Below are 8914 nucleotides of genomic sequence, written 5' to 3'. Positions count from 1 at the left end.
TACGATTTAAATATGAAATGAATGACAATCATAATCAATGGGAACTACGGTTAAATCAATTTTTTACACGGTTAAATCGCATCGCTTTAAGCATCCAGTTCGGGAGGAATGCTCCCGGTTTTTTATTTTTAAGATGGATATACCAACCCAACTTTTTCATTACCGGAACTTTATGGGTTTCAACGAATTCGATCCATGTTCCGTCCGGATCTTCAATGTAGCTGAATCTTCCGCCTGCTTCACCCATGTCAAAGGTTTTTCCGGAATCGACAGTGAAAGGGAAACCAAGTTTCTCACATTCCTGCTGCAAATCGTCCATTCCCTGAACATCAAAACACAGGTGAATAAAACCCCAGTCGCCCCAGAAGCGATTTTTAAAAATGGATTTCGCATCTGTTCGTTCAACTGCCTGAACCAATTCAATTTGTGTAGGGCCGAGCAATTTTGCGAAAGGACCTTTTCTGTCTTCCGAATGTTGAAGCAAAACGCGTCTTACTTTCTGATTTCCGTTCGGAACCTGGTTGAAAGCATCAAACGTGTCCGTTATGTCATAAACAATTTTGTCGTATCCTAAAATGGTTTGATATAATGGTAAAGCTTTTTCAATGGAACCCACACCAATCATTGAACCGGCAACACCACCTGTTTTTCCTTCGAATTTAGTATCCATGAACCATCCGGAACCTTCCACGATATCGAATAAATTTCCGTTCGGATCTTCAACCAGGAAGTGGAAACTTCCATTTGGCAATTGTTGTGGTTCGGACAATACTTTCGCTCCTTTTTTTGTCAGGAATGCATGTGTAGCTTTGACGTCTCTGGATTTGATGCGGCATGCATACAACCCGAAATCACCTAAAATAATTGGTTCTGTGCTCTTTTCCGTTGGACGGGAAGTGAACTGCCAGATTTCAAATCCACCGCCGCTTTCCATAGAAAGTGCTAAAGTTGCTGTTCTGGAGTGAATAACACCTCCGGTATATCGTGTCATCAAAGGTGCTTCAGCAGCTTCTTCAAAAATTCTTACGTCTACACCAAAGTGTTCACGATACCAAAGCCAAATTGATTGCACATCGGGAACACCAATTCCCATTTGCTGTATACCACAGATGATTTTTGTCATTTTTTTGAATTTGATGCGAAGATACCAGTAATCTCGAAAGTTCAAATGTTCAATTTAGACATTTTAAACTTCCGGAACCTTTTGAACTTGTTCTAACGAAACGCCCGTTCGTGGAAAATGATGAATCCGTATGTGAACTGGAAAGCCAAAGGCGATTTTTGTTTTGGGAAGTAATTCAGCGAAGCGCGCAAAGGGCCAAGCGGGGAATGATAAATTGCCGAAAGTGATACAACCTGTGACTCTCCTTTGAATGGCTTGGAATAACCGAAGGTTCCGTCATCATTTTTGGTAATCGAAATGAAAGGCTGGTACCAATAACCGTCCGCCCGGATGTCGATGTTTTTGCGCAGCGAGAAAATAATGTTGACACCACCACCAATGTATTGTGGTGAACGGTAATCTGAGAAGAAATACGTTTGTAAATCGGGGAGTGGCTGAAAAGCATTCATATTCAGCAGGGTTGCCGTATAATTTTTCAGCAGGGAAAGATTGGTGATACTTGCCAGACCGTGAAGCCCGAATGAAAAGTACTTGGTACTCAATGGAAAACTTTGTACTTCTCCACGGATATTAAACCAGTGATGTCCGTTTCGATAATCGTATTTTTCCAGGGATGTTGATCCGGCAACACTGTGTTCTTTTGCTCCACTGTAAATTAACTTGACTTGTGCCAAAGTTCCCGATGATGCCCATTGTTTTCTGTTCAGGGAATTGTGTTCCAGTGTGACAATTAGGGAATTACCATACAATATCGTTTTGTCGGTAGTGTCTTTATTCGTGAAATCCGGAGATTGATAATAACGATCCTGTGTTTCGAAATGTCTGTAATCTAAGCTGAATTTTGAGTTGTTGAACAAGGGTAATTTCACTCCACCTCCAAGGTAGGCTTCATTCTGAACCAGGAATGAAGGTTTTTCGTCATCGAAGAAAGTGGTGAAACTTTTGAAATAATCCCAGCGGTTAATGACTCCGTAAACACTTGCCGAAATCGGGTAATAGGAGGGGAAATGCAAATCTACATTTGCTCTTCCGGAGTTGTAAAATTTCCCGAAATATCCACCGACCTGAATTGTACTGGCAAAACGATCCAGGCGCATGTAATTGAGTTGGATGAACCCGGTGTTGATTGCCCGTGTACTGACAATACCACCAATATCCAGTCGAAAGGGTTTTGATTCGGTTACTTTGATGTTCAGCGTGTAAGTGGAGTCCGGCTGAAGATCCAGTGTCGGATATAAATACTTGATCTGGGGAGTTGCGTAGGTTCTGAAATAACGACGCTTGAATCTCATCCCGGAAATGGTTTCCCCCTTGTTGTTCTTTAAGATGGATTTCCGTACATAGCTTTCGTCAAGTCCTTTTTTGTTGATGGTATTTACCTGGGAGATCACCAGCGAATTTATTTTTTCTTTGAAATGAGCGCGTCTTGTATTCAATTCCTCCGTTGAAATCCGGTGCTCCATGGCATTTTTAATGCTGTCTATCATTAAAATAGTGGCATCGTAACCTGCATCAATGGCTTCGTCAACATCTTCAAAATCAAAGGTGCTGATATTGGGTTTAGGCTCAATGATGATTCCTGATTCGCAGGGAATTTCAAACGCAGTATGCGAAACAAGCATGTTTGTAAGCTGACTGATCAGATCATCTTCTTTCGGAGCAGCGGCATTGTATGAAACATTACTTCCGATAATAAAGTCGGCCGGAAAACTATGATACATGACATCTGCCGGGAAATTGTTGTACAAACCACCGTCGAAATACAGAACGCCTTTGATTTTGATCGGATTCACATAAAACGGAAAGGTCATGGACGCTCTGACAGCTTCATTCAGATAACCGTTCGAAAAAACAACACTTTTTTTGGCAACTATATCACTGGCCACGCAACGAAAAGGAACGAAAAGACTGTCGAAATTATAGGAAGAAGAAGCTCCCGGAGCTCCGAACAAACGAAGCATTTCAAAATCGAGTAATTCAGGCCGGATAAAGTTTGTAGGGAGCGACTTGTTGAAAAGACTATCCAGTGAAAACGAAAAACTCATCCCCGAAGCATTTTCATTGTCCTCCCGTAGCAAAAATTCGTAGCGTTGTTCAATCTGGCCGTTAGTCATCAGCTGGAATTTATTGCTCAGCACGTAGTCTTCAATCTCTTGCGGAGAATAGCCGCTTGCGTACATCGCCCCGACAAGAGCTCCGGCAGAAGTTCCGGTAATATAATTGATAGGTATATTATTTTCTTCGAGTGCTTTGAGAACTCCAATATGAGCGAAACCGGATGCTCCTCCGCCACTTAACACAACACCAACTCCTTGAGCTTTAATGAAAAAGGGGAGTATGCTTAGGATTAATGTAAAAGTTATTTGCTTCGCTAAATGCATGAAAATCAAAATTAATTTTTTTTTACCTAAAAGAATAGTGTTTTCCCTTATTTCTGTCACTATTTAACCTGAGCTTCAGATGTGCCATCAGATTTCTTAAAAAAGACCAGTCTTTGTCCGGATTTGTAAAAATTCAATGCAGTAAACGGAGTTTTTGGAATCGTGTTGTGAAAAATCTGTTTTTGAACGCTGATCTGACAAGATTCTTGGTCTAAACTCAAGTTATTTAGAAAAGCTCTTAGCTTTTGTCTACTTTTGTGCTCTTATATCAATAATTGAATTCACTTTATGAAAATTGTACTCAAAACATTTTACGGCTTAGAAGATGTACTTGCGGAAGAACTGAATGAATTGGGATATTCCGATTGTACGAAACTCAATAGAGCAGTTCAGATAGAAGGTGAGTGGAAGGATGTTTACTTCCTGAACCTGCATATTCGCTGTGCTATTTCCGTTTTGGTTGAGTTGAGAAGATTCTCTGTGAAAACAGAAAAGGATCTGTATCATGAAGCGAAAAAAATCAATTGGTCTTCTCTTTTTGATGTGAAGAAAACATTTGCAGTAAAAGGAGCAGTAAATTCAACGATTTTCAATCACTCTCAGTTTCCGTTTTTGCTGATCAAAGATGCCATTGTGGATCATTTCAGGGATGTAAAGGGAGAACGCCCGGATATCAATGTAAAATCACCTCAGATCGTCATCGATTTGTATGTTCGGGAAAACGAAGGAGTTATCTCCGTAAATACGAGTGGTTTGCCGCTTTTCCAGCGTGGTTACAGACAATCTACAGGAGACGCTCCGTTGAATGAAGTGGTTGCTGCGGCTCTTTTGCGTATGACACAATGGGATAAGAAAACAACTTTGATCGACCCTTTTTGTGGTTCCGGAACTCTGTTGATCGAAGCAGCATTATTGGCTGCCGGAATTCCATCCAACATCGAAAGAAGCCACTATGCGTTTAAGAATATGTGGAATTTTGATGCGAAATTATGGGATGAAATTCATTCAAGTGCCAATAAAGTAGTGAAGGAATTACCTTGTACGCTAATTGGTGGTGATATCGATCCGCAAATGGTGATGAAAACCAAAAGAAATCTGAGAGGCTTTTCCTTTGGAAGATTTGTTGATGTACACAATGCATCGGTAGATGAGTTTCCGTTTCCGGAAGGACCGGCTGTTTTGATTTCAAATCCGCCTTACGGTGAGCGATTGGAAACGGATGTGGAAGATTTATATGGAAATTTGGGAAGTATTATGAAACACCGTTTGTTGGGTTATACTTGTTTCATTATCTCTTCCAGCGAAGCCGGATTCAAATACCTGGCCTTAAAACCGGATAAAAAGTACAAATTGTTCAACGGTGACCTGGAGTGTTCTTTCCGAAAGTATTCGATTTACGAAGGTTCGAAAAAAGGAACAGCAGAAGAAACTATTAAGGAGTAACAACAATACGCTCCGAAACCATTTTTTCGTTGTCAAAATACATCAGGCTGTAGATTCCAACCGGAAGATCAGAGATGATCAACGTTTTACTATTCTGTAAATCTGAGCGGTCGATGAATAATTCTCTTCCGGAAAGATCAATCAATTTGGAGTTTTGAAGTGCTTCGAATTCTCCGCTGATCTGGATTGTTCCCTTGGATGGATTCGGGAAAATCTGTAATTCATGGGTTTGTCTTGCTTTTACTGTTTTTACTTCCAGGTAGCGTGTCTGACCGTTCAGGTCGGTTTGCAGCAATCTGTAATAGCTGGTGGTTGAGAAAAACGGATCGGAATCGTACAGTTTGTATTTCAAAAGATTGGACGTGTTTCCGGCACCTTTCATGTAGCCCAATACGTCGAAATGAATTCCGTCTGCACTTCTTTCTACAGTGAAGTAGTCGCAGTTTTTTTCAGATTGAGTTGACCAGGAGCAAGCAACAGCATTTCCTTCCTGCTTGGCATCAAAAGAAACGAGTTCGACCGGTAGTGTACTCATGCAACTTACGCAGGTAGCTCCGCTTGAAGTTGTTGAATACGTAATGATTTCATCCGCCCTGTTTGCTGATCCGGATACGGTAATCGTTCCCGGTCCGGCTAGTGTATAGCTGTCATTTAAAGTTGCATTGCTGCTTCCTGTTTGAAAACCTTTTCCACCTCCGGAAATGTCTACTTTGAGTTTATCTCCGGAATCAGCGCCGGATGAAGTGCAGCCCCCGGTACGATTTCGCATGGTTGCAGTTATGGTGTAAGTACATCCTGCCGGAACGATAATATCTTCCGACATGGTTCTTTGTCCGCCGGTACAATCTCCGCCAACGGAAGGTGAGCAATTCGGTCCTCCCAAACTGGTTAAATTACATCCGCTTAAGCATCCGCATCCCGGGCCGGCTACTCCCAAAGTTCCATCCGGACATTGGGCTGAAGCAACATTTTTGCTTGAAAAAATAATGAAAAGAATTAGGGGCAGGCATTTAAGGAAAGTATGAATTTGTTTCATAGCGCCAGAGAATGAAGAGTTTGAGTTGTAACGGGGCAAAGTTATACTTCAATTTTAGCAGGCTGTTTATGAGTGGGTTATGCTTCGGATAAGTTTGAAATTCGACTAAATTGATTTTGTTTAAGTTTATTTAAACAAAATGTTATTTGAAGTTGAATTTATCCGCGGAATCAAATAATCCAGAGACAAGTTTTGAAACCAGAGAATTCGGATTACTTTTGTACCGCGATTCGGTTCCCGTTGTTTTCGGGATTAAAAGGGAATCCGGTGTAAATCCGGAACTGTTCCCGCAACTGTAAGAGTCCATATTTAATTCGAAATACCACTGTCCGTAAACTCAATATTCAAAGAGGGAAGGATGGGAAGGTGAATTGAAGGACTGAGTCAGGAGACCTGCCAATTTGCATGAACTGTAACTTTCGGTGAAAAAGTGAAGGAGCAAATTGTCAAGTCATTCATTGGCTGTGGCCGTTACTTTTTCATCGTTTTAATAAATACAACAAATGATGAAAAAAATCAAATTGGTACTTGGCTTTTTAATCTTAACCACTACACTACAAGCTCAAACAACATTTCGTTTAGAACTCATTGCGGAAGGAAATTTCGGAAGTACAAACGGGGATGTTTTTGTCCGAAACACAACGGTAAGCCCTGCAACGAACTCGACCGGATTGTATCAGTCTGCGAACAACACAAGTGGTTTTAACGTCCTGCAGGATTATGTGATTGCGGGAAACAAAGCGATTCTTGCTGAAAAACCTAACGGAGCTGGTAGAATCACGATTGTCAATTATCCTTCGATGACGGAAATCCACACATTTCCGAATGCCCCTCAGACTTTGGGAGTGGCAAGTGCTACAAAAGCTTATGCTTGTTATGCCCAGGGCGGAGTTGTTTCGTTGATTGACCTTCAGAACAATACTTTGACTCCGGTTACGGAGCCGAATAATGAAATCTCAACATACAGTAATCATATGCAATTTGCCGAAGGGTTCATGTATTTGGATCAGGGAGCTCAATTGGTGAAAATTGATACGGTAACCAATACGGTAGTTGCGAAGTTTAATCCGGGAGTTGGAGGGATTAAAGGAATTACTTATGACAACCAGGGGAAACTTTGGGTAATCGGAGGAACTTCAATTAACTCAATCGATGTATTGAATAATGACACTTTGGGAACTGCTGTTAACGTTGGAGTAAGTGGTGTTTTACTTCGTTATTATAATAACAAGCTTTATTTCTGGACACTTTCAGACAAAAAAATGTATCAATACGACATTACGAATCCGCCGGTATTGCCTTTGACTTCTGTGTATACAAGTACTTTGCCGGGAGCTTCCTGGTCTTTTGGATACGGAAGAGCTTTTGACATTGATCAGTCTACAGGGGATTTTGTGATCGCTTCAGCTTCTGCTTTTACCGGACCTTCAGGTTTTGAAGTAGTTAACGGATCGACTCTTTCCATTATTGAATCCGGGAGTATTGTAGGGTGTATCGGTGCAAATAAATGTGTTTTAAAAACGTACCCGGCTCCGAATGGCCCGATTCCTGTTCCGGACCAGGCAACACTTCCTGCTGTTTCTGATGAATGCAGTGCCACTCTGACTGCTCCGACAGCAGATAACGGAGCTGTTACGGCTACAACTACCGATCCGACGACTTACACAACGCAAGGAACGTTCACAGTTACCTGGATTTTTACCAATGCAAACGGAACGATCTCACAGACTCAAACAGTAACAATCAATGATGCGGAAGATCCTGCCACACCTGTTCTAAGCAACGTAAGCGGTTCGTGTAGTGTGACACCGGTTGCTCCGACAACGACAGATAACTGTGCCGGAACTGTTACCGGAACGACCACAACTGTTTTCCCGGTTACAACAATCGGTATGACAACCATTACCTGGACTTTTGATGATGGAAACGGAAATGTGATTACGGCAGATCAGCATATTATCGTGACTGATTCTGAGAATCCTGTTACAACTCCTCTTCCGACTTTGAATATTGCTTGTAATGATACTGTAACGAGTGTTCCTGCAGCGACAGATAATTGTACCGGAACAATTACCGGAACAACGACAGATCCGCTTTCATATGCAACACCGGGAACGTATACGATTAACTGGGTTTTCGCAGATGGAAACGGAAATAGTTCCAATGAAGCGCAAACAGTGATTGTTTCCTGTTCAAGTGCAGGTTTGGAAGATTTAAATACTGCATTTATTCAGATTTACCCGAATCCGGCTTCTGATGTATTAACAGTAATAATTTCTTCTGATTTGGTTGGAAGTGAATTGGAATTAATCAATGCGCAAGGTGCAGTTGTTCGAAAGATTCCTGTTACTGCAACAGAAACAACAATCAATCTATCTGATCTACAATCCGGTTTATACTATGTGAAATGGAATCAGTTACTTACAAAAGTAATGATCGGGAAATAATACCTAAATCACTATTCACGAAAGGGTGCCATCGGAAACGGTGGCACTTTTTTTATCTGAAAACAGAAAAGAGTCGGCGCGCGATGCATCGGACTTGATGTATTATGCTTACCAAATAATAATACAGTCTTTGATTTAGAAAACAATCCAGGCTTAAATGGGAACATTCACTATGTGTTCTATGTGGTAAAATAAACCACATCGTGCACAGTAGGTCACATAGTTTTTAGAGCTTATAATAGCTTGGTGAGTTTTCTACATTATTACCGATGCATCACGTCCCCTTCATTCAGAATTCTTCTCGGAAAAAGAGATAAAAAAAGCGGATGATTGAAACCATCCGCTTTTTTTTATTCTATGAAAAATGATTATTTTCTGTCTGTAATCGAAACGTAATCTCTGGTAACAGCACCTGTGTAGATTTGTCTCGGACGACCGATTGGTTCTCCACCTTCTGACATTTCTTTCCATTGTGCAATCCATC

General features: G+C 41.2%; 5 protein-coding genes and 1 riboswitch. Of the genes, 2 read left to right on the top strand and 3 right to left on the bottom strand.

The window, feature by feature from the left end; genetic code table 11:
- Positions 1–55: 55 nt before the first annotated feature.
- A complete protein-coding gene (locus tag Q1V93_RS11370; protein ID WP_300664784.1) occupies positions 56–1123 on the bottom strand; it encodes a VOC family protein in 1068 nt (355 codons plus the stop codon).
- 92 nt (positions 1124–1215) lie between these two features.
- Positions 1216–3504, bottom strand: a complete 2289-nt coding sequence (locus Q1V93_RS11365; protein WP_300664783.1) for a patatin-like phospholipase family protein — start codon at positions 3502–3504, stop codon at positions 1216–1218.
- A gap of 288 nt (positions 3505–3792) precedes the next feature.
- On the opposite strand from Q1V93_RS11365, the gene Q1V93_RS11360 reads away from it, so the two are divergent.
- Positions 3793–4947 (top strand): THUMP domain-containing protein, encoded by a 1155-nt coding sequence (locus tag Q1V93_RS11360; protein WP_300664781.1) that lies wholly within the window; start codon positions 3793–3795, stop codon positions 4945–4947.
- Here Q1V93_RS11360 and Q1V93_RS11355 read toward each other — a convergent pair.
- Positions 4937–5983 (bottom strand): T9SS type A sorting domain-containing protein, encoded by a 1047-nt coding sequence (locus tag Q1V93_RS11355; RefSeq protein ID WP_300664779.1) that lies wholly within the window; start codon positions 5981–5983, stop codon positions 4937–4939. The two genes, Q1V93_RS11360 and Q1V93_RS11355, sit on opposite strands and share 11 nt — an antisense overlap.
- Positions 5984–6197: 214 nt before the next feature.
- A riboswitch (cobalamin riboswitch) is annotated at positions 6198–6399 on the top strand.
- A gap of 90 nt (positions 6400–6489) precedes the next feature.
- Between Q1V93_RS11355 and Q1V93_RS11350 the strand changes: the two genes are divergently transcribed.
- Positions 6490–8430 carry a T9SS type A sorting domain-containing protein gene (locus tag Q1V93_RS11350; RefSeq protein ID WP_300664777.1) on the top strand — a complete coding sequence of 647 codons (1941 nt, stop codon included), beginning with the start codon at positions 6490–6492 and terminating at the stop codon, positions 8428–8430.
- Positions 8431–8914 lie beyond the last annotated feature (484 nt).

The sequence above is a fragment of the Fluviicola sp. genome, from assembly GCF_030151805.1.
GTDB lineage: Bacteria > Bacteroidota > Bacteroidia > Flavobacteriales_D > Crocinitomicaceae > Fluviicola.
The sequence above is the reverse complement of the archived record's forward strand: the minus strand, read 5'-3'. Positions and strand labels throughout refer to the sequence as shown.

Coding starts and splice junctions, on each gene's coding strand:
- Q1V93_RS11370 (WP_300664784.1), bottom strand. CDS start 1,123: ATGACAAAAATCATCTGTGGTATACAGCAAATGGGAATTGGTGTTCCC.
- Q1V93_RS11360 (WP_300664781.1), top strand. CDS start 3,793: ATGAAAATTGTACTCAAAACATTTTACGGCTTAGAAGATGTACTTGCG.
- Q1V93_RS11355 (WP_300664779.1), bottom strand. CDS start 5,983: ATGAAACAAATTCATACTTTCCTTAAATGCCTGCCCCTAATTCTTTTC.
- Q1V93_RS11350 (WP_300664777.1), top strand. CDS start 6,490: ATGAAAAAAATCAAATTGGTACTTGGCTTTTTAATCTTAACCACTACA.
- Q1V93_RS11365 (WP_300664783.1), bottom strand. CDS start 3,504: ATGCATTTAGCGAAGCAAATAACTTTTACATTAATCCTAAGCATACTC.